Annotated in this window: 16 protein-coding genes, 1 tRNA gene and 1 pseudogene; 8 read left to right on the plus strand and 10 right to left on the minus strand. The window is 64.7% G+C overall.

Annotated features, from left to right (window positions below):
* Positions 1 to 97 precede the first annotated feature (97 nt).
* The 3 genes from AC3A84_RS07625 to AC3A84_RS07635 form a co-directional block, all read right to left on the minus strand.
* Positions 98 to 1873, minus strand: coding sequence for a DUF4384 domain-containing protein (locus AC3A84_RS07625; RefSeq protein ID WP_487968996.1), 1776 nt, complete (start codon positions 1871 to 1873; stop codon positions 98 to 100).
* A 144-nt stretch (positions 1874 to 2017) separates the two neighbouring features.
* On the minus strand, positions 2018 to 2461 hold the full coding sequence (locus AC3A84_RS07630; RefSeq protein ID WP_487968997.1) for a hypothetical protein: 444 nt from the start codon (positions 2459 to 2461) through the stop codon (positions 2018 to 2020).
* 162 nt (positions 2462 to 2623) lie between these two features.
* Positions 2624 to 3058: a hypothetical protein gene (locus tag AC3A84_RS07635; RefSeq protein WP_487968998.1), complete on the minus strand. Its 435-nt coding sequence runs from the start codon at positions 3056 to 3058 to the stop codon at positions 2624 to 2626.
* A 655-nt stretch (positions 3059 to 3713) separates the two neighbouring features.
* Here AC3A84_RS07635 and AC3A84_RS07640 point away from each other — a divergent pair.
* The 3 genes from AC3A84_RS07640 to AC3A84_RS07650 all read left to right on the plus strand — a co-directional run bounded on the left by AC3A84_RS07640 (position 3714) and on the right by AC3A84_RS07650 (position 6270).
* Positions 3714 to 4475: a response regulator gene (locus tag AC3A84_RS07640; protein WP_487969313.1), complete on the plus strand. Its 762-nt coding sequence runs from the start codon at positions 3714 to 3716 to the stop codon at positions 4473 to 4475.
* Between the two features lie 29 nt (positions 4476 to 4504).
* Complete coding sequence (locus tag AC3A84_RS07645) at positions 4505 to 5389, plus strand: sensor histidine kinase (protein WP_487968999.1); 885 nt, start codon at positions 4505 to 4507, stop codon at positions 5387 to 5389.
* Between the two features lie 77 nt (positions 5390 to 5466).
* Positions 5467 to 6270: a hypothetical protein gene (locus tag AC3A84_RS07650; protein WP_487969000.1), complete on the plus strand. Its 804-nt coding sequence runs from the start codon at positions 5467 to 5469 to the stop codon at positions 6268 to 6270.
* 47 nt (positions 6271 to 6317) lie between these two features.
* Here AC3A84_RS07650 and AC3A84_RS07655 read toward each other — a convergent pair whose 3' ends face one another.
* Entirely contained in the window at positions 6318 to 8711 is a 2394-nt protein-coding gene (locus AC3A84_RS07655; RefSeq protein WP_487969001.1) for an AsmA family protein, read from the minus strand.
* 264 nt (positions 8712 to 8975) lie between these two features.
* Here AC3A84_RS07655 and AC3A84_RS07660 point away from each other — a divergent pair, with 264 nt between their 5' ends.
* Positions 8976 to 9911, plus strand: a complete 936-nt coding sequence (locus tag AC3A84_RS07660; protein WP_487969002.1) for a pseudouridine synthase — start codon at positions 8976 to 8978, stop codon at positions 9909 to 9911.
* Between the two features lie 401 nt (positions 9912 to 10312).
* Here AC3A84_RS07660 and AC3A84_RS07665 read toward each other — a convergent pair whose 3' ends face one another.
* From AC3A84_RS07665 to AC3A84_RS07685, 5 genes and pseudogenes are all read right to left on the minus strand, one after another.
* Positions 10313 to 11179 carry an MlaA family lipoprotein gene (locus tag AC3A84_RS07665; protein ID WP_487969003.1) on the minus strand — a complete coding sequence of 289 codons (867 nt, stop codon included), beginning with the start codon at positions 11177 to 11179 and terminating at the stop codon, positions 10313 to 10315.
* 398 nt (positions 11180 to 11577) lie between these two features.
* The gene (locus AC3A84_RS07670; protein ID WP_487969314.1) at positions 11578 to 14703 is read right to left on the minus strand and encodes an efflux RND transporter permease subunit; all 3126 of its coding nucleotides are present in this window, start codon (positions 14701 to 14703) and stop codon (positions 11578 to 11580) included.
* Positions 14704 to 14705: 2 nt separating this feature from the next.
* On the minus strand, positions 14706 to 15893 hold the full coding sequence (locus tag AC3A84_RS07675; protein WP_487969004.1) for an efflux RND transporter periplasmic adaptor subunit: 1188 nt from the start codon (positions 15891 to 15893) through the stop codon (positions 14706 to 14708).
* Positions 15894 to 16062: 169 nt separating this feature from the next.
* Positions 16063 to 16512: a TolC family protein gene (locus AC3A84_RS07680; RefSeq protein ID WP_487969005.1), complete on the minus strand. Its 450-nt coding sequence runs from the start codon at positions 16510 to 16512 to the stop codon at positions 16063 to 16065.
* A 371-nt stretch (positions 16513 to 16883) separates the two neighbouring features.
* Positions 16884 to 17624, minus strand: a pseudogene (locus AC3A84_RS07685) (TolC family protein); the annotation flags it as partial.
* A 193-nt stretch (positions 17625 to 17817) separates the two neighbouring features.
* Between AC3A84_RS07685 and AC3A84_RS07690 the strand changes: the two are divergent.
* From AC3A84_RS07690 to AC3A84_RS07700, 3 genes are read left to right on the plus strand one after another with little or no spacing between them, the layout of a single operon-like run.
* Positions 17818 to 18645 carry a MipA/OmpV family protein gene (locus AC3A84_RS07690; RefSeq protein ID WP_487969006.1) on the plus strand — a complete coding sequence of 276 codons (828 nt, stop codon included), beginning with the start codon at positions 17818 to 17820 and terminating at the stop codon, positions 18643 to 18645.
* The gene (locus AC3A84_RS07695) at positions 18645 to 19331 is read left to right on the plus strand and encodes a response regulator transcription factor (protein ID WP_487969007.1); all 687 of its coding nucleotides are present in this window, start codon (positions 18645 to 18647) and stop codon (positions 19329 to 19331) included. Before AC3A84_RS07690 ends, AC3A84_RS07695 begins: the two co-directional genes overlap by 1 nt.
* The gene (locus tag AC3A84_RS07700; protein ID WP_487969008.1) at positions 19300 to 20667 is read left to right on the plus strand and encodes a sensor histidine kinase; all 1368 of its coding nucleotides are present in this window, start codon (positions 19300 to 19302) and stop codon (positions 20665 to 20667) included. The genes AC3A84_RS07695 and AC3A84_RS07700 overlap by 32 nt, the downstream gene beginning before the upstream one ends.
* 310 nt (positions 20668 to 20977) lie before the next feature.
* Here the strand turns inward: AC3A84_RS07700 and AC3A84_RS07705 are convergent.
* Positions 20978 to 21051: transfer RNA gene (locus AC3A84_RS07705), tRNA-Gly, on the minus strand.
* A gap of 262 nt (positions 21052 to 21313) precedes the next feature.
* Here AC3A84_RS07705 and AC3A84_RS07710 point away from each other — a divergent pair.
* Entirely contained in the window at positions 21314 to 21874 is a 561-nt protein-coding gene (locus AC3A84_RS07710) for a fasciclin domain-containing protein (RefSeq protein WP_487969009.1), read from the plus strand.
* Positions 21875 to 22060 lie beyond the last annotated feature (186 nt).

Consider the following 22060-nt stretch of genomic DNA (forward strand, 5'->3'; position numbering starts at 1 on the left):
GGATCGAAAGGCCTGGCAGGTGCCGGAGTGCGCGCACCAGGCCAGAGGAGGCCGGCCGTGTCCGGGATGGGCGGGGATCGCGTCGCTCACGGCGCGCTCACTTAGCCGCAGGCTGGGGCTTGGCCGCCGGGGCGGCCCGGCGCGGCACCACCTGCCAGAAGATGGCGTCACCCGTGTAGCCCTGCGGGCCAAGGGTTGCGGCCATGGCGTTGTTCACGCCCTCCAGGTTGGTAATGCCCTGCAGCGGCGTGAAGGCCGGTGCGCGCAGGGCCTCGGGCAGACGGGCCATGGAATCCTCATCGGTGGCGAAGCACGCCACGCCTTCGGTGCCGGGAGTTCCGGCGTCCATCACGAAGCCGGGCAAGGGGCTCATCCAGTCCGGAATGCGGATCGCCTGGCCTGCCGTGACCCAGCCCGAGGTGTTGGTGGCGTTGGGCAGCAGGCGGATCACCGCGCCGTTGGCGCTGCCCATGTAGCACGCCAGGTACGAGGCCCGCGAGACGGTACCCGAGAGGAAGATCTGCTCGCCCACTTCGAAGGCCGTGCGGCCCAGCATGGCGTTTTCGATCTGCAGGTTGATGCGCCGGTCGGGAGCCGTCGCGCCATAGACGGCCTGATTCCACTTGGCAACCTCGGCGCCGGCCATGGCGGCGGCGGGCGCCAGCGGCGAGGTGGGCTGGGGCGCCGTGGCCGCGATGGCGATGGGGCCGCCCGCGCGTGTTGCCCAGCCCACGCGCTCGAGCCGGCCGTCCGGCCCCAGCGCGACGAAGCTGCGCATGGCCCGCTCGTAGGTCGAGAAATCCACCACGCCCGTCACGACCAGGCCCTGGTCGGCCTGGAACCGGGCCAGGGCCTCGCGCATGCGGACAGCGTCGGCGGCACTGTCGCTATCGTCGCCGGGTGGCAGGTAGCCTTGGCTGCGCAGCGACCCGCGCACCAGCTGGCGCTGCGAGGCGGTGTCGCCTTCGTCGAACCAGTCGCGCATCTGACGCTGGAAGTCGGGGTGCGTCTGCTCGAGCGTCAGGCACTGCCAGTAAGGCACGCGCGCCCACTTGCCCACCAGCTCGATCATGGCGAGTTCCACCAGCGTGCGTACGGCTGGGCCCGAGCCTTGAGCGTAGTCGCGGCCCACGCTGAACTTCACTCCGTAGCTGCCGATGCGGCCCGCCAGGTCCAGGCCCTGACCGCCGTTGCCGATGACGATCTCGTTGGCCGAATCGAGACCGGGGATGATGGTGCGCGTGCGGAAGTCGCCCAGATGCATCTCCAGCCCGATGAGCGTGGTGCTGCGCGTGCGGCTGTAGCCAGTCTCCAGGCGCGACGCTGACGTGCCGGCATCGGCGTTGTTGCGCAGCACGTTCTGGTCGGCGAACGAGATTGCGCCCGAGACGTAGAGCGCCGGGCGCTGCAGCTGGATCTGGTTGTTGTTGAGCAAGATGGTGGTGAGGTTCTGCACCGTGTCCTGCCGGGCGATGTCCACCTCGTAGTCCACGTAGCGGAAGGCGTTCGACACGCGCGACATCTGCGAGAGCGCGGTGATCACCATGTCCTTGGTGGCTACGGCCACGCGGCCGGAATAGTCGGGGATCTGCTTGCTGCTGATGAGCACCGTCGGCGCGTTGGTGGCGCGGAACAGGTGGTCCATGCACATCAGCGAATCGGAGAAGCTCGACAGCGAACGCACCGGCCGCACCGTGGGCCGGTCGGCGGCGTAGCTGTGGGTCTGGAATTCGGCGTCCTCGCGCGCGTTCATCGGCGCAGCGCAGCCGGCCAGGAGGGCCAGGGCCGCGCTGGCCAGGGCCATCCAACCCAGGCGGCGCGGGCCGGAGTGTGCGTGCGGCGGCTGGCTAGTGGCGTGTGGGATGGTAGTCATTGCGCGGCTCCCCCTGGTGCCGTCGGGCGGCACCGACTGGCGCACGCGGGCACTGGCCCCGGTGCGTCCATGGATGTTATGAATGGTTCTGGGATGGTCAGCGGTAGACCTGAAGGCGGGCTCCGCGCTATCGGGCTGCCCTTGTCAGCGGCAGACGTTCACCAGGTCGCCGCGCAAGACAACCACCTGTGCCTGCGGGGCCGGGCCGTAGCGGTTGAAGGCATTCGTCGTCCCGTTGCCGCTGGCGGCGGTACTGCTGCCGACTTCCTGCACGCAGGTCTTGCGCAGCCCGTCGGAGCTGGCGCGGGTGGTCACGTCGGTGTCGGTGGCGATGCCGGACGTGTCTTCGGCAAAGGCCTTGGCCTCATAGCGCGCGATCTTCGCGCGCATGTTGACGGGCATGTCCTTGACGGTGTCCAGCCCCTGGGATTTGGCGGCAGCGCCGACCGGCAGCGACAGGTATTGCACGGGGCCCCGCAGCACGACCGGGTCTTCGCCCGGGGCGGCCACCACCCGTGCGGGCGCCAGCGCCAGGCCCATCAGGCCCAGCGAGGGCAGCAGGCTGCCAAGGATTGCGAGTTGCTTCATGTCGTTCACCCCCATGGGCGCGCGGCCGGACGATCCGGCGCGCGCAGGCATTGCTCATGGACCGGCCATGCGGGTCGTGGGAAAGAACGCTGCCCTCCGCCTGCGGCGTGGAGCAGGGCGCCTTCACACGAGCCCGTCATGTTCGGTCAGCCGATCGTCAGATCAGTTGCAGGCCTGGCAGCCGTTGTTGGTGGACACGTTCTGCACGGCCTTGGATTGGGCGCCGGCGACGTTCATGATGGCGGAGTTGGAAGCGGCGACCAGTTGCACCTGCACGCCGGTGACGCCCACGGCACCCACGTTGGAGGCCAGGCTCTGGGTGGCATGGGCGTTGTAGCCGTCGGCCTTGTTGAGGATCAGCGAGCTGCTGGCAGCGACGGCCTGCAGCGAGACGTCCTTGATGGTGACGTTGCCGGCGTTGCTGGCCAGGTTCTGGCGGGCTTCACCACCGCCGGTCGCTTCGTTGGCGACAGCGGTGCTGGTCAGCGCGGTGATCTGCACGCTGGGTGCCTCGATGGAAATGTAGGGGTCGGTATAGCCGCTAGCGAAAGCGGAAGCTGCAACCAGGCTCAGGGAAATCACGGCGAACTTTTTCATGACACGCTCCTTGGATTGAGGGACCAGTGCCCGGCGCCGAACCATTCGGCACCGGGGCGGGGTGGACACGAACCCGGGGATTGTTTGGTGACCCGTGTTCTTGTGTCTGGCTGCAGTGTTCCTCCGCAGCGTTGCCTGGCCTATCTCCCGGAATGAGTACCCCGTGCGTGCTGATTCAGGGACCTGCCACCGCCTGAGCGCTAGGACGTGCCTCAATGCGGATGCAGCTCCATCCGCAACAGCATGTGCCTATTCGTTCGCGTTAGTGTCTAAATGTGTTTTTTGCAATTGTTTGCCAAGTCTGTTTTTCTATCCTTGGTTTGACGCGAATTCCGCTTGCCTCCGGCATCACCCCGCACGCCGTCGCGGATCCGCATCAAGTCTTGGCCGGTTTTCTGTGGAAATGCCTAGAACGCAGGCATTTCTTACCTTGTTCTCGTTAGTGTCAAAAAGCTACTTTGGTGAGCAGAAAAGAAAAAACCATGACGGATAGAAAAATTCCAACGTTTCTCTTACTCTTCGCCCTCAAGACGTTACCTGACGTGACTTGAGCGATAGCGGCAGCCTGTGGCTTTGAACTGGCGTGGGAGAGAAAACTGTGCAAATCCTTGACGACACCGTTGGCGAAGAACTGGCGAAAGATGCCGTTGCCTCTTTGCTGAACCCCTCCCCACGGGCTCTCCCGTCCAAGCCCGTGCAGCCGAGCGTGTGGCCCGAGTTCCTGTCGGGGCAGGTGGACAAGCCGGTGCGAGTGCTGTTGGTTGACGATGACGCGCACATGCGCCGCGTGATCGCCCAGGAATTGATGGCCGACCCTCGAACTCTCGTCGTGGCGCAGGCCACCAGCGTGCGCGAAGGCCGCAAGGCCATCAAGCAGCACGAGTTCGACGTCATGCTGGTGGATCTGAATCTGGGTGATGGCGAAGGCTTCACGCTGATCGACTACCTCAAGAGCGTTCGCCCCACAGCCGAGGCGGTGATGGTCTCCATTATGGAAAACGACGATCAGGTGCTGCGAGCCTTTGAACTGGGCGCCACGGGCTATCTGGTCAAGCACTCCTGGTTTGGCAACTATCCTCAGGCCGTGCTGCAGGTGGTCAACGGCGGTGCGTCCATTACGCCGAATCTGGCGCGGCGACTGCTGCAGCGCTTTGATTCCAGTGCATCGTCGGGTTCGACGGCGTCAGCGCCACGCCGTTCCGAGATGGACCGTGAGCGAGAGGGGGAGCGCCTGTCGGTGCGAGAAAAAGAGGTGCTTCGCATGGTGGCGAGCGGCTACACCAGCACAGAGATCGGCAAGCGGCTGGAGATCAGCGGCCTGACCGTCAACACGCACATCAAGAACATCTATCGCAAGCTGCAGGTTCGCACGCGCGCGCAGGCCGTGCGCTTCGCGTCGCTGCGCGGCCTGTTTTAGGCTCGAGGTCGTCCTCCGGTCGGTTCGACGTGATTCGCCTGCATCCGCCTGTCTATGCGCTGGCCTGCGTTGCCGTGTGGTGCATCCAGTTCGTCATGGACGCTGTGCTGCTCTGGGACGTGAGCCATTCCGTATCGGTGTCGCTACGGAACTGGCAGATCGTCGATATGGCCTGCACCCTGACGCTGGGAGCGTTGCTGCTGTGGCAATTGCCGCGCCTGTTGCAGTGGCGCCCGCGCCGCCATGCCCGGCCCAGCCCTGAAGTACGCAATGAGCGCGAGCGCATCGCGCGGGATCTGCATGACCAAGTGGGCTCGCAATTGGTGACCGCCATGGCTTTGCTGGATGCAAGAAATCCGACCCATGAGCCGGTGCGTGTAGCCCTGGAGCAATGCATGCTCGACGTGCGCCTGTTGGTGGACTCGATGGATGGGTACGATGACACGCTGGCGGATCGACTGGCGCGCCTGCGGCACCGCATCCAGCCCGTGATGGACCGTCGGGGTATGGAGCTCGTCTGGGAGGTGGACGCTCGGTGCGCAGAGCACATCCCCGTAGGCGGAAGTGCGATGGAGCTCACGCAGGCCGTACGCGAGGCGGTGAGCAACGCTTTGCAACATTCCGGTGCGACGCGCCTCACGGTATCGCTGCGGCATGAAGCGCCTTCCACTATCGTCGGCGCAGCATGGCATCTGCGCATCTGCGACAACGGTCGCGGGTTGGGGGCAGCAGTCGTTGCCGGCTTGCAGTCGGACGTATCGCACGCCCCGCTCTGCGCGGGCCGAGGCCAGGGACTGGCCGGCATACAACGTCGCGCGCGAAGCGCGGGGGGCTGGATGTCCCTGGAGCCCGGCGAACCGGGCATGTCTGTGGGCGGACTCTGCGTTCACATTACGATTCCAGATCCAACATGACGTTACCGCTTTTGTCAAAGTAGAGCGGCTGGTCCGATAACCTGCGCGTCCTCTTCAACACATACAGAGAGGATGAGATGCAGAACTACATCAAAGGATTTCTGGCAGTAGCGGTCGCGGCGCTGGCGGCTTGCGGCGGGGGAAGTGGGGGCGGCACCAGCAGCAGTGACGGTAGCGGCGCTGCGGGCGGTGGAGGCTCTGGCGTTTCTGCTCAAAAGGCCGACGGCCTGTGGGTGGGGTCCTCCAGCGCCAATCGCGCCGTGAATCTGCTGGTGCTGGACAACGGAACCTATTGGGCTATCTACTCCGCTGTCGGCAAGCCGTCGGTGATCGGCGGAGTGGTGCAGGGCTCCTATACCGTGAGCGGCAACAGCTTCGCTTCGTCCGACGGGCGGGATTACAACCTGGAGGGCGACGGCGTGTTGTCCATCTCGTCGATCGTGGGTTCCTACCAGCCTAGAAGCTCTTTCAACAGCCAGCTCAACTATGCGAGTGGAGCCGGCAGCGTGACGCTCAATGCGAACTACAGCGCGCTTTACGACACGCCGGCCACGCTTTCGGCCGTCACTGGCCGCTTCACCGGCACGGCGGTGAGTCCGGCAGGGCCCGAATCAGTGACGCTGACGGTGGGTGCCTCAGGCGCGATCTCGGGAACGAGCGGCCTGGGTTGTTCCTTCAGCGGCGCGGTGGCTCCGCGCAGTGGGGTGGGCGCATTCGACGTTTCCATCCGCTACAACGGTGGCGAATGCTTGGCGGGCACATCCACGCAAAGCGGCGCCGCCTACTTCGATGCCGCGAACAACCGTCTCTACGTTGCAGGGCTGAACACCAGCCGGAACAGCGGGTTCGTCTTCGTCGGAACCAAGGCCGCGTCCTTCTGACAGGGCAGAGCCGGTGGCGCATCGCGCCCTGGCCTGCCTTGTGCCCCTCAGGGGTGCTTGCCTTGGGGCGCCGGGCGTGCAGCAGCGCCCGCCTTGCCGGCCTTCACCGCATCGCCCGACCGCGCCAGCATGTCGGCGCAGCGTTCATCGTCTTCGGCGGCCGGCACCGTGATGGGCACCAGTGCCAGGGCCACTGGGGCGATGGCAGCGGCGGCCACTGCCGCACCGGCGCGCAGAAGAAGCGGGCCGGGTTCCAGGCCCACCCGGGGTTGATCGAACGTGCCGCGCACGTACAGCGGCGTGCGCAGCGACAGGAACTTCCAGTTCAGCGATTCGGGCTTGATGCGGAGATCCAGCTGCTCGTTGCGGAGGTCCACGGTGCCGGTGGCTTCTACGAGCGCCTCGTCGGTGCTGAGCTTGACGGAGCGGGCCTGGGCCACGCCGTCCCGCACGGCGAAGTCGGCGACTGCGCAGCGCAGCTTGACTTCCTTGTTCTCGCCAAACAGTTTGGCCACCACCACGCTGCCCACGTTGAGCGCTGCCAGGTCCAGCATCTGCTTGCTGAAGGTGCCGTCGCGAATGTAGAGCCGCGCCTCGCCCGAACTGCTGCCCAGCATGCGGGCCACCGAATTGCCGGTGGCCGACAGCGCCACGCCGCCGTCCAGACGGCCGAAGCTCTTTTCCATCAACTCCACCTTCGGGAACAGCGCTGAGAGGCGCAGCCCTTCGACCGAGCCGTTGAGCTGCGTCTTGAGTGGGCCGTCGCGTGCATCGAGCACGACGCGTGAGTCGATCTTGCCTTGCGCCACGCCGAAGCGCAGGGGCGCGAGTGTCAGCTGAGCGTCCTGCAGCTTGGCATGCACGCTCAGGTCTTCAATGGGCAGGCTATCCGGCCGCACGATGCGCTGGCCGGTGAAGGTCAGGTCCAGGTCCATCGCGTTCCAGCGGTCCGTGGCGAAAGGAGAGTCGGGCAAGACCTTGCCGGGGCGCTTCGATGTTCCTTGCTCTGGCCGGCCTTCACCGCTCGGCGTGCCCACGACGGGGCCGAGGTCGGCCAGCCGCAGCTGGCGCGACGTCATCGTGCCCTTGAGCTGGGGGCGGGGCTCGGCAGAGGTGTAGGTTAGGCTGCCCTGCAGATCGCTTTCGCCTACCGTGCCCTTGAAGTCCTGGTACTGCCAGGTGGCAGTCTTGGGTGACAGGCTGCCCACCAGATGGCCCCGGGTCTGGAAGGGCGGCGTGTTGGGCAGCACCAGGCCGGTCAGGTTGTACAGGTCGGCCATGCTCGCGCCTTTGAGCATCACCTGAAAGTCCAGACCCGATAGATCGGCCGGGTTGGCCAGAATGCCCTCGGCTTCGGCTTGCACGCTGCCGGCGCGCGCGCGGAACCGGATGGGGTAGTTCACGACCTGCTTGCGCAGCGACAGCATCGGCCCGGCCTCACCCTGTGCCTCGATGCGCGCCTTGGCGTATCGGCCCTGCAGCGCCAGGCGTACTCCGTACGGGCTGGCTGCCTCTTGCCCCTTGGCAGCGCTTTCTGCGGCAGGGTCGATGGTGTCGATGCGCGCGCGCAGCGCCAGGTCCTTCTTGCCGTCCGCATAGCCCAGCCAGCCCTGGCGAACGATCAGCTGGCCCACGTTCAGATCCCAGGGGTTGTCATTGCCGGGCTTCGACGCTGCGTCCTTGTGTTGTGGCTGGAAGGTCCAGTTGTTGGTGCCATCGGCCTTGCGCGCCAGCACCACATCGGGTGCGGTCAGCACCACCGTGTCGAGAACGACCTTGCGGGCGAGCAGTGGCCACAGGCGCAGCGTGGCGCTTACGCTGGCCAGGGTGCCCATGGTCTGCGCGCCGCGAGCGAGTGGCTCCGCCGTATCGGCATGGGCTTTTTCCAGCGAGAGGGCGCGCTCGGCATCCGCAGAACGCGCACGTGTTTCGGCGTCCACCGAGGCGCCGGATGCCGGACTGCTGGCCGCTGTGGCGGGCTGTGAGGCGGCTGCCTTGCGCGCCATGGCTTGTGGCGCTCCGGTCGCTGCCGGCGGCTTGGGCGGCAGAGCGGGCAATTCCTTGTTACCCCGCGCCGGTTCTTCGGCCACGGTGAAGTCGGGCGGGTTGTCCAGGGTCAATTGCTGCGCCTGGAGGGTGACCCCAGGAATCCAGCGTCGCCAGCCGGATTCCAAAGGCTGTGGCCAGTGCCACTTCACGGAAAGATCGCCCTGGATGGCAAATTGGCGCCCCGTGGCCTCGCTGACCTTGGCGTTGATCCAGGGGCGATGCCGGTTCCAGTCCCATTGCGTGAGCACGATCACGGAGGCGACGGCCAGAGCCGCCAACAAGCCCAGCACGCCGAGCGTCCAGCGCATCAGGCGCCCCGAAGTGGAAGGGTGTGCGTGCGGCTTGGCTGCCATGGCCGGATCTTGAGGGGGCGTGGGTTCTGAGGTAGGCATGGGATCATCAATCAAGTGGGGCCGCTGCGAGCCCGGTCGTTGGCTGCGAGGCCTTGGGCCTCTATGCAAGAGGCACGTTGGCTGGATGCTATTGCGGCGCCTGATGCGATGGCGGTATTGGCTCCTGTTTGCCGCTGTTGTCCTACAGGTTTCGCAGGTCGGCGGCCTGGGCAGGGCCATGGCCCCGGATCGCCCGCGTTGCGGCCGTTGCGTGCTATGTCTTTCATAGTGCATGCGCTGGAAGGATGCCTACAATCCCCGTGCATGTACAACCGTCATGATCCCAAGGTTTTGCCCATGCGCGACGGCGTGACCCCGAGCTGCGTGGTGCTTCCGTCGCAGGGTTCTGGCACCTTGCTCGATTTTCTGGCGCAGCGCCTGCCGGCCGTGACCCGGGCCGAGTGGGAGGCCCGCATGCAGGCTGGCGAGGTCGTGGATGAATGGGCGCAGCCCGCCACGCCGCATCGTGCCTTCGTGCCCGGCTTGCGGCTCTACTACTACCGCGCACTGGCCGCAGAGCCGGCGATTCCTTTCAAGGAGGCCGTGCTGTTTCAGGATGAGCATCTGGTAGTGGCCGACAAGCCGCATTTCCTGCCGGTGGTGCCCACAGGCCCGTACCTGCACCACACGTTGCTGGTGCGCCTCAAGCGCCAGTTGGGCCTGCCCGAGCTGTCGCCGGTCCACCGAATCGACCGGGCGACTGCGGGACTGGTGCTGTTCTCGGTGCAGCGCGATACGCGGGGGGCTTACCAAGCGCTGTTCCGAGATCGGACGGTCGGAAAAACCTACGAAGCCATCGCTCCCTGGCGCGAGGATGTCGCTTTCCCGCGCACGCATGTCAGCCGGATCGAGGAGAGCCCGCAGTTCTTTCGGATGCACGAAGTGCCGGGTGAGCCCAATACCTGCACCCATATGGAGGTGATCGAGCGTGCCGGCGGCTGGGCCCGTTACCGCCTCTCGCCCGTCACGGGCAAGCGCCACCAGTTGCGCGTGCACATGGCCGCCCTGGACCTGCCGCTTTGGGGCGATGCTTTCTACCCAGTGGTGAACGATCCGCCAGCCGGTGACTATTCACGGCCGCTGCAGCTACTGGCCCGGTCGCTGGAATTCCGCGACCCGGTCACGGGCGAGCAGCGCCGTTTCGACAGCCGGCGCGAATTGCTGCCCCTGCATGCCCTGGGGGCTGTGGAGCCGAGGTGAGTCTGCAGGATGTGCGCCGCAGCGATGGAAGCAGGCCCGATCGGCAGGGGAGGGGCCGGAAGCGTCCACGCTCCGCGCCGTTGAAGCGTTTTGGGGGGCGTTTTGGCCCGCGAATGCACCTGTCGTGGACGTAGAAAGCGCCGGTAGGTCAACGCGCGCTTCGGCGCCGGATGACTCGCGATCCCGCACCGTGACCACCTCCTGGGTTCCGAGGGGCCTTTGCCAGGATCACGTGCATGAGGCCGGTATCGCGGCCGTTCAGAACCAGGGAGACAGTCAGCACGAAGACGGGAACATCCATCCCGGGTGCTTCTTCTCGATGCCTCTATCTCTATGGCAAGTGGATTCGTTGGGCCAGGGCGCGGGAGCCGCGATGGAGTCGCCGGTGCATGGACTCAAGCTCAGTCCCCACCGCTTCGCAAGTCTTGCGTAATCTGGCGACTGCGGCGCTGAGTCCATGCGTCGCGCACGAACACGTAGTCATCAAGCGCGTCGCGCCGAAACTGGTCTACAGGCAGCAGCCGCGTTCGCACGTCCACGATCTCAAGTGCTTGCAATCCGCTGGCGACGCCACTGTCCTGAATTTGGCCGACGGGCGACAGCGGTCGATCGCCGACCATGCCGAGCGCATCGCGCACCGTGCGCGGCCCCAGCAGCGGGAGCACCAGGTAGCGAGAGTCGCGCCAACCCCAGGTCGCTAGTGTCTGACCAAAGTCTTCGCCATCGCGTTGGGGCAGGCCGAAGTGGGAGGCAGGGTCGAACAAGCCGACGATACCCACCGTCGTGTTGACGACGAATCGCCCCAGCGACGTCGCGGCATCGCCAGGCCGTCCCTGCAACGCCTGGTTGACCACCGTCGCCGGCATGCTCAGATTGGCAAAAAAGCGCGAAACACCTGCCTGGACAGGATCAGGCGCGATCTTTTTGTACCCGACGGCCAGCGGGCGCAGAACAAGGTTGTCGGCGGCGGTGTTGAATCCGTGCATCTGGCGGTTGAAGCCTTCCCAGGGGTCGCGAGCGACTGTCTGTGCATCGATGTCTCGACCGCCCGGTTCGGCGGGGTGGGGCGCTTCGGCTGCGGCAGCGCCATCGACCTTCGCAGCAATCTCAGTGGGTGGCGGCACGTTCAGTTCGGAGACTACCGCTGTTGCTGACGCTGGCGGCATCTTGACGGCAGTGACTGCGGCTTGACCGTCGATGGTGTGGCTGGCGCCGGCGGTGGTGGGCAGCCACATGGCTGCGGTCATCAGGATGGGGAAGGTTCTCATTCAGGTGCTCCGGGGAGGTTCAGCCCACATTCGGCAAGAGCGCGAGCAAGGCAGTCGCCATGGTCGGCGCCGACCTCTTACCGAACACTTACCTGCCGAGCACCTTCTCGGTTCACTTCCTCCGCCGGCTTCGCTCTGGCTGCCATGCGCCGGTCCCGAAGTAGGAGCACCTCGTTCGCAAGCGGGCGGATTTGCGGGGCGTGAGTCACCCTTTGCGTTATCACGGCGCGCTCGCGGCCCACGGTGTTGAGCAACTTCGCGACGAGCGGGCTGGAATACCGGTCCAACGCGGCTGTTGGTTCTTCGGCCAGCGCAACAGAGGCGTTCTTGGCGGCGTGTTCTGTGCAGTGCGCGCCTTGCGGGGGGCGAGCACCGGCCACGGAGTTCGCCGACAGGCGTCATGCTCTCCGCTGCGGCGGGCCGGCAGGGGCATGGCTGCCCAGCGGCGGCGACGGTGGACGTCGAGCGGCGAAGCGCGCCTTGGCCCATTGCACGCCGTCATCCACATAGCTGTAGAGCGCCGGGATGACGAGCAGGCTCAGGAAGGTCGATGTGATCAGCCCGCCGATCACGACGACCGCCATCGGCACGCGAAAGCTCGGATCACCGCCCAGACCCAGGGCCACCGGGATCATTCCACCGCCCATCGCGATGGTGGTCATGATGATGGGTCGCGCCCGCTTGCGACAGGCGTCGAGGATGGCCTCAGCGCGACCCAGGCCGTGATCACGGCGCGCGATGACGATGTAGTCCACCAGAAGGATCGAGTTCTTCGTCGCGATCCCCATCAACATGATCAGGCCGATCATCGAGGGCATCGAGAGCGCCAATCCAGCCACGAACAGCGCCAGCATGGCGCCCGGCACGGAGAGAACGAGCGCGGCCAGGATCGTGCCGGGCTGTACGAAGTCCTTGAACAGGAGCACCAGGACCATATAGATGCACAGCACGCCGGTCAGCATGGCCACGCCGAAGCTGGTTGCCAGCTCGTTCATCTCCTCGGCTTCGCCGAGCGCGCTGCGCTGTACCCCAGCCGGCAGCAGTCGCAGGCTCGGTAGCGCCTGGGCCGCTTTCTCGATATCACCCAGCGGGCGGCCACCCAGTTCGACCTCGATGTTGATGTTGCGCACGCGGTTGTGGCGTGTGATCTCCGCCGGGCCACTGCCGATGTTGAGTGCTGCGACGTTCTCCAGCGCCACCGGCCCACGTGCGCCAGGCACTGGCAGGCGTTTGAGCGTTTCCAGGTCTTGCCGCGCTGCGTCATCGAGTCGGACCATGACGGGAACCTGCCGCTCACCCAGGTTGAGCTTCGGCAGGTCCTGTTCGTAATCACCGATGGTGGCCACACGCAGTGTTCTTGCGATGGCCGAGGCTGTGACTCCCAGGTCGGCGGCGCGAGGGAAGTCCGGCCTGATCGTCAGCTCAGGGCGTACCAGGCTGGCGCTGGACGTCACCGCGCCGATTCCGGGTATCGTGCGCAACTCGCGCTGGACCTGACGCGCGTGCTCTTCGAGGACCGGGCTGTTCTCGCCGGTCAACACCAGGACGTACTTCTCTCCCGATCCACCCATACCGACTGCCACCCGGGCACCCGGCACATGCTCGAGTGCCTGACGTAGTTGCTGCTCGATCTCCTGCTTGCGCAGGCCATTGCGCTCGGCACGCGGTGTCAGGCTGAGCGTGAGCACCGCGGAGTGCACGTCTGCGGCCGCGTTGGCAGCGCCCTCGGCCGGGTTGCCGCCTGTGTGGCCTGCGCCAATGGCCGTGTACACCTGCAGCACATGCGGATTTTTTGCCAGCAGCAGCCGGGCCTGTTCGGCCAATGCCACGGTATCTTGCAGCTTGCTGCCGGGTGCAAGCGTGAGCGTCACCTGTGTTTGCGCGTCATCATCGGATGGCACGAACGCGGTCGGAAGCAGTGTTGCCAACCACAGGCCGCCGACGAACAGAGCGACAGTGGTGGCAAGCGTCACGGCTCGATGGCGCAGGCACCAGCTCGCCAGGCGCAGGTAAGAGGGGATCCACCATGGTCCAGGCCGGTCGCGCTGTGAAGACGCCTGCAAGAGGTAGGCCGCCATCATCGGCGTCAACAGACGGGCCACGACGAGCGAGCAGAACACTGCGCCTGCGGCCGTCCAGCCGAACTGAATGAAGAACTTGCCAGCCATGCCGCTCATGAAGGCCGTCGGCAGGAACACTGCGATCAGCGTAAAGGTCGTCGCCACGACCGCGAGCCCGATCTCGGCCGCCGCGTCCGTAGCGGCTTGCAGGGGCGTTTTGCCCATCAGCATATGGCGCTCGATGTTCTCAACCTCGACGATGGCATCGTCCACCAGCACCCCGACCACCAACGACAGCGATAGCAAGGTGACGGTATTGAGCGTGAAGCCCATTGCGTGCATCAACGCGAAGGCCGGGATCACCGACAGTGGCAAGGCCACCGCCGAGACGAAGGTGGCGCGCCAGTCGCGCAGGAACACGAAGACCACCAGTATCGCCAGCGCCGAGCCCTCGAAGAACAGGCGCATGGAGCCATGGTAGTTCTCGACCACCGGATCAATGAGGTTGATGGCTTCCTTGAGCGTGATTTCGGGGTGGTCGGCTTTCAGTTCGGCCAGTGCCCGGCGAACACCCTCAGCGACGTCGATCTCGCCGAAGCCCCTGGCTCGCACGATCTCGAAGCCGACCACTGGCACCCCGTCCAGGAAGGCGGCTGAACGTGATTCGGCAACGGAGTCGCTGACAGCTGCAACGTGGTCTAGCCGGATAGGGCGGCCATCGCTGAGTGTCACTTCGATGGCGCCCATTTCCTGTGCCGTTTGGACCGTGGCGATCACGCGCACCGACTGCTCCGCACCACCGAAGCCCACACGGCCGCCCGAGGCCTCTTGCTGCGTCTCACCCAACTGGCGGGAAATGTCGGCTGCTGTTGTGTGCAGGGCGTACAGTCGGTCCGCGTCAAGAGCCACCCGCACCTCGCGGCTGACGCCGCCGACACGGGTGACGGCTCCCACGCCCGGAACAGCCAGCAGTGCCTTGCGAACCTTGCCGTCAACAAACCAGGATAGGGCCTCATCGTCCATCCGGTTCGAGGCGACGGTGTAGGTCAGGACCGGGGAGCCCGACAGCTCATTCTTCCGGATCACTGGATCGCGCAGGTTGGAGGGCAGGTCCGAGCGCACCCGGGCGACGGCATCGCGTACATCGTCGAGTGCCTCCCGGGTTGGCTTTTCGAGGCGGAACTCGATCGTGATGTTGGCCACGCCGTCCGCCAAGGTGCTCTTGATGTGCTTGATGCCCTGCACCGTGGTCAGTGCGTTCTCGATCTTGCGTGCAACCTCTGTCTCCAACTGAGATGGCGAGGCACCGGGTAATGCAGCCATCACGGTGATCGTCGGAACGTCCATGTCTGGAAAGTTCTGGATCTTCATGCCTGCGAAGCCCATCAACCCCGCCACCGTCATGAAAACGAAGGCCAGGATGACCGGTACCGGGTTCCGGATGGCCCACGAAGAGACGTTCATGGTCATCGCATGCCCTCGCTGCTGATCAGCGTGAGTCGCTGCGATGCCGATGGCGGAGCCGCCGCCTGCACGGCCTTCTTCGGGGTGTTGGCCACAAGGACGATGTCCCCGTCGCCCAGGAAGGTCGCGCCTGAGACCACCACGCGATCTTCCTTGTCGAGGCCTCCGGTGATCTCAACGCGATCACCTGAGCGGCGGCCCAGCGTGACCTTGGTCTGGATAACGCGGGAATCCGGCCCGACACGCATCACGTAGTTGAATCCCTCGCGCAACTGCACCGCGCTTTGAGGCAGGGTCATCACCTCGCTGGCGCCGATCTGGAAGTCGCCCCGTGCAAACATTCCGGCATGCACGCTGTCGCTGTGAGGCAGGTCCACATAGGCCAGGCCGTTGCGAGTCTGAATGTCGATCACGGGCCCCAGCATCCGAAGACGGCCTTCGATGGCTTGCCCGCCGTTGGGCGTGATCCTGACTTTTTGACCCGGCTTGAGCTTGGCGAGGTCCGTGGCCGCGACCTCTGCGCGCCATTCGAGCCTGCCGCCTCGAATCAGGCGAAACAACTCTTGGCCTGCGGGCAGCACGGCGCCGACCGTGGCCGCACGTGAGGAAATGACGCCATCATCCGGCGCGGCAATCCGGGTTTGGGCGACACGTAGCCGCTGCATCTTCTCGAAGGCCCTGGCTGCGTCAAGCCGCGCCCGCGCCGTACGCGCTGCACTGAGATACTGGTCCACTTGCTGCGCGGACAATGCGCCGCTTTCCTGCAACAAACGAGCGCGTTCGGCATTGGCGGCGGCTTCGGCCAGCGCGACGTCGGCCTCGGCGGCCGCAGCACGGCTTTGCGCCAGTTCGGCTTCCAACGTATCGGCGGAGAAGGTCGCCAGCGGCTGGCCTCGTCGCACCCTGTCGCCCACGTTCACCTTCACCTCGGTCAGGCGCAAGCCGTTGGCTTCGGTACCAATGCTGGCCTCTTGCCACGCCATGATGTTCCCATTGGCCGAGACCTGAATGGGAAATGTGGCGGGCTGCAGACTTGAAACCGCCACTGTCAAGGCGGCCTGTTTCGTAAGAGGCGTCTTGGCTTCCTCCGCGTGAGCCTCCGGAACTTCCCATGCGAGCACGATGGTGATGGCCGCAGCGGCGACGCCGATGCCCATGGTGGCGAGCAGCAGCTTGTCAGATATTTTCATTTTCATTTCCGGTGTGGGGGCGTTGAAGGCGCGGTGTCACGAAGCAGTCCATGCAGAGGCAGGAACGTCGCTGGGGAAGTGCTCCCGTTTCGGGACACGGCAGAAACTTGTGGTCCCCGCCAAAAGGAGCAGCGCGGTGCGCGATGCGAGCAGGCTGCAGGCCCCATGTTCAGCGCCTCGCGGATTGCGCTTGAGCCAATTCACGCGCACCGTGAGTCGCGCTTGGCAGGGGCGTGCCGCTTCGGCCAGAACGGACCGCCAGGTGTTCGTTCCCCTGGGGGCTCCAACCGCCTCCCATCGCGCGATATAGGGAAATCCAGGCCAGCAGGCGATCACGGCGCAGGTCAATCAAGGTGCTTTGCACCGTGATCAAGCTGCGGCGAGCATCTTCCAGGTCGAACAGGCTGCTCGTGCCGACGGCATAGCCTGTGGCCGTAGCCCGGTACGAGCGCTCGACCCCCTCCAACGCAATGCTTGCGCTCTCGCTGCGTCGGTGCGTGCTGTCCAGCGTGACCAGCGCGCCTTCCACTTCCTGGACCGCCAGGCGTAAACGTGCCGCGTAGACCGTGGTGGCGGATTCATAGCGAACCTTCGCCGCCTGAGCGTTCGCCCTACGCATGCCCCGTCGAACAGCGGGAAGGTGATGGCGATGGGCCCGACGCTCCAGACCGTTCCGTCGGTGCTCACGCCGAGACTGGAGACGCGCGTGGATCCGATGCTCCCTGCCATCGTGATGCGGGGCCAGCGTTGGGCATCGGCTTGCGTCGAGTCGGCGCTGGCTGCGAACACGTTTCGCGCTGCCGCATGAATGTCGGGGCGTTGGCCAAGCACTTCAGCCGGCACCGTGTTCACGCTGATCCCGGCTGGCACGGGGAGCTGCGCTGTCTTTTCGGCGAGTTCGTCCCTCAGGGTCCGCTCGTCCTGGGCGGTCAAGGCCACGAGTGCCTTGATCAGCAGATCACATTGCGCCTTGCGTTCCTCCAGCGCCACATCGCCCTGTGCCGCACTGGCTCGCGCCATATCAGCGGTTGCCGGCGACCGAATACCGCCCGCAGCAGCCCACGCTGTAAGGAGGGCGGTCTGCGCTCGGGAGGCTGCGTCGATACGGGATTGCTCCACGTGCGCCTCACAGGCCCGCAGCTCGACGTAATGCTTCGCCACGTCGGCGGCGACTGAGACCCGCGCGTCATGCCAGCCCGCTTGGCTGGAAGCCCACCTTGCTTCGGCAGCAGCGAGGCCGGCGCGATTGGCCCCAAAGAGGTCCAGTTCCCATGCAGACTGAAGTCCCAGCGACGATGCCTTGCCTGCGGGGGACGCCGGTTCCGAGCGCCCCCTTGTGTTGCTTGCAGCGATGTCCAGGGAGGGGAGCAATGCCGCGCCGCTGTTCACACTTAAGGCCCTGGCGTCGGCCATGTTCGCTGCGGCTTGTGCGAGGGTCGGGCTGGCGCGTTGAGCCGCCTCGATCAGATCGGGTATGAGCGGATCGTCGAATTGCGACCACCACTGTCTCAGATCCCCGAGCCGTCCACCGTGCGGAAGTGCCGCATGCCACTGCGAGGCGACATGCGGGCTGCTGGGGACAAGCATCACGGCGGGTGCTGTCGATGCACAACCCGCCAGTACCAATGGCATGCTGATGGCCGCACAGAGCACAAGGCGGTCGGCTAGTGGGGTGGGCTCTTGAGACAGAGTCCGCAAACGGGAGCGCTGGAGTCTGGATGGGGGGTTCATTGATGGGGCTCTTGGAGGCTCGCAAGCCTTCGCCTTGATCTGCAATGAACGCGACTATTTGTCCGGATGACTTTCCAAACACTTACCGGGAATTCGGCTGGCCATCCAGAAGGACAGCCCTGGGGCAGGTAAGTGTTCCGTAAGACGGTGAACTGGAGCATGAGGACTTTCAACGCCCGCAAGGAACCTGTTCATGCATCCCTCCCCAGCTATCACCTCCCGTTTCAAGACAAATGCTGCCAAGGTGGCCCGTGTCTCAGCTACCGTGGCGATATTGGCCAGCTCGGCTTCGGCGTTCGCTCAGCAGCCTCCCGGCAAGGACAAGTCCGGAGGTTCGTCCTGGGGCCTGGGTTTGGCCGCCATCAGTGCTCAGAAGGCTTACAAAGGGATGGACCGCGAGACCAAGGCCTTGCCGATGATCTCTTACGAAAATCGGTACGTGAAGCTGGGCGGCCCGAACCTGGAGCTGAAGCTGCCCGGCATGGAGTTGAGTGAATCGCAGCGCCTCAATTTCGGCCTCGTGACCAAGCTGTTCGATGGCGCAGGCTACGAAGCCAGCGACTCACCTGCCCTGACCGGCATGGCCGAGCGCAAGTCCAGTGTCTGGTTCGGGGCCAAGATGGAGTGGGAAAATAGCTTGGCCGACGTCAAGCTGGAGTGGCTGGGCGCTTCTGGAAACAGCAAAGGCCAACGCCTTGGGCTGGGCCTGGAACGCAAGATCATGCTGAGTCCGAGCCTGATGCTGATCCCTCAGGTAGGCGTTGAGTGGGTGGACAAAAAGTACGTCGACTACTACTACGGCGTACGTGCCAGCGAGGCAACGGTCGGACGGGCGGCCTACACCGGCAAGGCCGCGGTCAATCCAGAGATCAGCTTGACGGGCATTTACCGTTTTGACAGACACCACTCGATGATGCTCAATGTCGGAGTCAGATCTTTGGGCAAGGAGATCAAGGACAGTCCCATCGTGGGTCGCTCCACCGAGAACCGCTTGATGCTGGGCTACAAATACAGTTTCTGATGAGCCGAATACTCTTGATCGAAGACCATGAGCGGATGGCGCGGCTGATACACAAAGGCTTGATGGCCGCAGGAATCGGCGTCGATGTGGCGGACCGCATAGACGCAGCGTGGACGGCTGTTCAGCAGATGTCGTACCAAGCATTGGTTCTTGATCGGGGTTTGCCAGACGGCGACGGGCTTGCGCTGCTGCAAAGGCTGCGCAACGCTGACATTCGCATTCCTTGTCTTGTGTTGACGGCAAGAGATGCCTTGCATGACCGCGTTGAAGGCCTTGAAGCCGGAGCCGACGACTATCTCCCCAAGCCTTTCGCGATGGACGAGATGGTGGCGCGAGTGCGGGCGTTGCTGCGCCGCCCGGTGGAATTTCGCCAGCTCGACCCCAGTCATGGCGACCTCACACTGCATTCGGCCACCAGTGTTTTGCACTGTGGCGGTGAACGAGTCACGCTCGCCTTGGCGGAGGTGCACATCATGTCGCTGCTCCTGCGCAAACACGAGGAGGTCGTGCGCCGCAATGCACTGGAGGCCGCTGCATGGGGCTTGAGCGAGGCCGTCACCCCGAACGCGCTGGACGTGGCCCTTCACCGCCTACGCCGCAAACTGGTCGCTATCGGTTCGCGGCAACGGATCGTCAATGTCAGAGGTCTCGGCTATGCCCTCCGCGAAGACAGTTCGGCTCAGTAGTCTGGGGCTGAAGGTTCTGGCGGCCTACGTCGTGGGAGCCCTCCTGAGCATCGCGCTGGCCGTCGCGGCGGCCGTCTGGATCGTGGAGAACGACGTTTTAGCCGGTCTGGAGTTGCGCGAGCGCGTTGGGACGCTGGCAAGCAAGATCCAGTTTGACCCCCGCGGTAGGCCGGTCGCGCTCGATGCCAGCGAAGCCGATCTGGACTGGCTTTACGAAAGCCTGCCGCGCGAGAACGCCTGGCGGGTATTGGACGCTCAGGGACACGTTGCACTCGCCTCAGAGGCCGGCGAAGCGTTCTGGCCCGCTGCAGGCAGCACACCCAGGTTGGTGCGAGAGACCTTTGCCTTCGAGCACAACGGCATGACACTGCATGGCGCCACTGAACCCTTTGAGCACCACGGGCAGCAATGGCATATGCAGTTCGCTACCAGTGAGCGCCTGATGAAGCTCATCCAGCACAAGTTCGCGCTGCCGTACATGGGAATCGGCATCGGCATTTTCAGTGCCGTGTTAATCGTCGCCTTCGGCCTTTGCGCTTACATCACGCTGCGCTACGCGCTCAAGCCGCTCAAAGGCATTTCGGAAGCCGCTGCGGCCATCTCTCCACGCTCGCTTCATGCTCGGCTGCAAACCGAAGTGGTGCCAGCCGAAATCAGCCCTTTGGTTGACAGCTTCAACCGAACGCTGGAGCGGCTGGATCAGGGCTACCGCGTGCAGAAAGAGTTTCTTGGCAACGCAGCCCACGAGCTGAAGACACCCCTTACGCTCATTCGGGCCCAGATCGAGTTGATGGAAGGCGACGATAGCGACCGGGACGCGTTGTTGAGTGATGTCGAATACATGACGCGGCAAGTCCAGCAGCTTCTGCTCTTGGCTGAAGCCAGCGAGGCTCATAACTACGACTTCACGACCGTCCAGGTGCAACAAGTCGCCGACGAGGCCGCCTCATACTTGCGGCGGATGGCCGAGGCCGCCGGCGTGCGCTTGACGGTATCCGCGATCGACAACATTCCATGGAAGGCCGACCGTGGAGCTCTGTTCACGTTGCTGAAGAATCTGCTGGAGAACGCTATTCAGCATGCACCTTCGACCACGACGGTTGACGTGGAAGTTCACCGCGACGTGCTGTCTGTGCGTGATTGGGGGCCGGGCCTAGATCCTGCCCAACTCCCTTTGTTGTTTGAGCGATTCTGGCGCGCAGCACACCGACGCGACCACGGGGCTGGACTGGGGTTGTCGATTTGCCAGGAAATTGCACTGGCGCACGGGTGGAGCCTGACCGTCGAACGCGCCGATCCTGGGTTGCGGTTCCTACTCAGAAACGAAGCGATGTGAATCGTCTCGGCTTTCGTAAGCGCCGTTGAGCTGTTGGGAACGGGTGTTATTTGAAAGCTACCGGAGAAGTACCTCCCGCAGCGCCGTGGCACGCTTGGGGATGTACGACATCCCGATGTAGCGGAGGACATAGGCCCTGCCGGCATCGAGCGCCGAAATAGATCTGGCGACGGAAGCGTTTGAGCTGGACCCACTGGAACACGCTCTCGGCACCGCCGTTGGCGTGGTCTTCGCCGCGCCAACTCATGCTGGCGATCAACTGGTGGCCATGCAGGAAGTGTCTAGAAAACCAGGGGGAGATTCAAAGCGATGGAGCGGGTGAAGGGAATCGAACCCTCGTATGAAGCTTGGGAAGCTGCCGTTCTACCATTGAACTACACCCGCATCTGCGGCCGCGCGAAGCGCCGGCTGGGACTGCGAAACCTGCAGGTCTGCAGGCTTGGTGGCGCGATTCTATCCAGATTTGTGGCCCGTCCCGGTATGCAAGGCGGTGCAGGCCTGCGATGTAGGCGAATTGCCCGATGCAGTGCTTTTCTCGGCGTTACCTGAATCTTTGCAATCCATGGCGCCACGGGCCGCGTAAGAGCCCACAGCTGCCCGGTTCTTCGGGCAGCGACTTTCAGTCAACACATTCAGGAGAACTCACATGACCTTTCGCACGACCGCTCGCATGGCTGCAGCCGGCCTGACCCTGGCTCTTTCCGCTGTGGCCATGCCTTCCATCGCTCAGGTGACCGTGGGTGGAGCGCCGATGTATCCCACCAAGGACATCATTGACAACGCCGTGAATTCGAAGGACCACACCACCCTGGTGGCTGCAGTCAAGGCTGCCGGCCTGGTCGATACGTTGAAGGGCCCGGGCCCGTTCACGGTCTTCGCTCCCACCAACGAGGCCTTCGCCGCGCTGCCGGCCGGCACGGTGGACACGCTGCTCAAGCCTGAGAACAAGGCCACGCTGACCAAGGTGCTGACCTATCACGTGGTGCCGGGCAAGTGGGACGCCGCCGCCATCTCCAAGATGATCGCCGATGGCAACGGCTCCGCCAAGATCAAGACCGTTGAAGGTGGCACGCTCACGGCCAAGGCGAGCGGTGGCAAGGTCATGCTCACGGACGAAAAGGGCGGCACGGCCACTGTCACCACTGCGGACGTCTATCAATCCAACGGCGTGATCCACGTGGTGGACAAGGTGTTGCTGCCCAAGTGATCGTTCGATCGCACGCCCGGCGCGCCTGACCGCAGCCGGCTCAGTGCCGATCTGGTGCCGGCGTAGTGGCGCCTCATGCGAGAAGGCCTGTCTGTCCTCGGGGGAAGGCAGGCCTCTCGCGTTGGAGAGTGCTGAAGGAGGTGCGGAATGCCGCGCAGAAGGGGCCAAGGTGCGCCGTGCCCGGCC

The sequence above is a fragment of the Paracidovorax sp. genome (assembly GCF_057642795.1).

Excerpts from the sequence above, each read along its gene's own strand:
- AC3A84_RS07625 (WP_487968996.1), bottom strand. The coding sequence starts at position 1,873 with ATGACTACCATCCCACACGCCACTAGCCAGCCGCCGCACGCACACTCC.
- AC3A84_RS07630 (WP_487968997.1), bottom strand. The coding sequence starts at position 2,461 with ATGAAGCAACTCGCAATCCTTGGCAGCCTGCTGCCCTCGCTGGGCCTG.
- AC3A84_RS07635 (WP_487968998.1), bottom strand. The coding sequence starts at position 3,058 with ATGAAAAAGTTCGCCGTGATTTCCCTGAGCCTGGTTGCAGCTTCCGCT.
- AC3A84_RS07650 (WP_487969000.1), top strand. The coding sequence starts at position 5,467 with ATGCAGAACTACATCAAAGGATTTCTGGCAGTAGCGGTCGCGGCGCTG.
- AC3A84_RS07655 (WP_487969001.1), bottom strand. The coding sequence starts at position 8,711 with ATGCCTACCTCAGAACCCACGCCCCCTCAAGATCCGGCCATGGCAGCC.
- AC3A84_RS07660 (WP_487969002.1), top strand. The coding sequence starts at position 8,976 with ATGTACAACCGTCATGATCCCAAGGTTTTGCCCATGCGCGACGGCGTG.
- AC3A84_RS07665 (WP_487969003.1), bottom strand. The coding sequence starts at position 11,179 with ATGAGAACCTTCCCCATCCTGATGACCGCAGCCATGTGGCTGCCCACC.
- AC3A84_RS07670 (WP_487969314.1), bottom strand. The coding sequence starts at position 14,703 with ATGAACGTCTCTTCGTGGGCCATCCGGAACCCGGTACCGGTCATCCTG.
- AC3A84_RS07675 (WP_487969004.1), bottom strand. The coding sequence starts at position 15,893 with ATGAAAATATCTGACAAGCTGCTGCTCGCCACCATGGGCATCGGCGTC.
- AC3A84_RS07680 (WP_487969005.1), bottom strand. The coding sequence starts at position 16,512 with ATGCGTAGGGCGAACGCTCAGGCGGCGAAGGTTCGCTATGAATCCGCC.
- AC3A84_RS07690 (WP_487969006.1), top strand. The coding sequence starts at position 17,818 with ATGCATCCCTCCCCAGCTATCACCTCCCGTTTCAAGACAAATGCTGCC.
- AC3A84_RS07695 (WP_487969007.1), top strand. The coding sequence starts at position 18,645 with ATGAGCCGAATACTCTTGATCGAAGACCATGAGCGGATGGCGCGGCTG.
- AC3A84_RS07700 (WP_487969008.1), top strand. The coding sequence starts at position 19,300 with ATGCCCTCCGCGAAGACAGTTCGGCTCAGTAGTCTGGGGCTGAAGGTT.
- AC3A84_RS07710 (WP_487969009.1), top strand. The coding sequence starts at position 21,314 with ATGACCTTTCGCACGACCGCTCGCATGGCTGCAGCCGGCCTGACCCTG.